This window comes from Mesorhizobium sp. M7D.F.Ca.US.004.03.1.1 (genome assembly GCF_003998635.1).
Classification (GTDB): Bacteria; Pseudomonadota; Alphaproteobacteria; order Rhizobiales; family Rhizobiaceae; genus Mesorhizobium; species Mesorhizobium loti.
This window is the reverse complement of record NZ_RZQG01001385.1, coordinates 1-1,101: the sequence shown is the minus strand read 5'-3', so window position 1 is coordinate 1,101 and position 1,101 is coordinate 1. Positions and strand designations below refer to the sequence as shown.

1 protein-coding gene is annotated in these 1,101 nt (G+C 66.9%); it reads right to left on the bottom strand.

The genetic code is table 11. The features are described 5' to 3' along the window. Positions 1 to 1,101 (bottom strand): MG2 domain-containing protein (locus EN935_RS37285; protein ID WP_348629925.1); only part of this gene is annotated, 1,101 nt, incomplete at both ends.

Sequence of the window (1,101 nt, the reverse complement as noted above, 5' to 3'; positions counted from 1 at the left end):
GAAGATGAAGGTCAGCGGCAGGTTTTCGACCGCCTTGGCGGCGCCGTCGCGGGCAAGCGCCGCGACATGGACATCCTCGCCGGCGCGATAGATGCCGCGTTCGGTCCAGGCATAGACGTCAAGCGCACCGGGCGCTGCGCGCCCGGTGACGCCGCGGTCGGACAGGTCGAAGCCGGCCCGGCCCATGTCGAGGAAGACGAAGTCATTGTCGCCCTGCTTGGCCATCAGCACGGCCGGCACCATGCCGCCGTCGCCGCGCGTCAGGCCGGGGTTGAAGACGGCGTGGCCGTCGGCATCCGATGTCGCCGTGCCGAGAACCTCATTGTTCCTGGCAACCAGGGTCAGTTCGGCGCCTGCTATCGGCTTGGCACTGCCCAGCGAACGGGCAAAGACATTCAACCCGTCCTGGCCGGTATAGGTCGACAGGCCGATGTCGGAGACGACGAACCATTGCGTGGCCATCGAATTGTAGTCGTCGCTCTTGTCGTTGACGGCCTGGGCGGTCAGCACATAGACGCCGGGCTTGCGCTGCGGCACCGCCTCGTCGACCGGGAAGGAGGTGGTGACCTCCTTGTTGAGATCATTGGCGATGTCGAGCTGGCCTTGCCAGACCGGCGCGCCCATCTGCTCGGAAATGTTGGAGATGTCATAGCTGTCGAGCTGGTGCAGGAACTGGTAGCCCGACAGAAGCTGGGCCAGCGAGCGGTCGCCGATGCGGTAGAGCTTCATCTCGGCGGCGTTCATGTTGACGGTGACGACCGGGATACCGCGGCGCGCGCCGGCCGGCAGCACGAAGCTGTCGCCGGTGAAGCGGGCGGACGGTGCGCGGTCCTGGACATAGATCGACAGCACCACGGGAGCCGCGGTCACCTCGCCGATGGCCGCCGGCAAGCCGGCGCGGAAGGTGACGTCATAATGCTGGCCGTGCTCCAGCCCTTCGACGCAGATCTGCTTGTCCTTGGCCTCGACGCCCTTGGGCGGCGCGTTCATGTTGACGGTGACGACCGGGATACCGCGGCGCGCGCCGGCCGGCAGCACGAAGCTGTCGCCGGTGAAGCGGGCGGACGGTGCGCGGTCCTGGACATAGATCGACAGCACCAC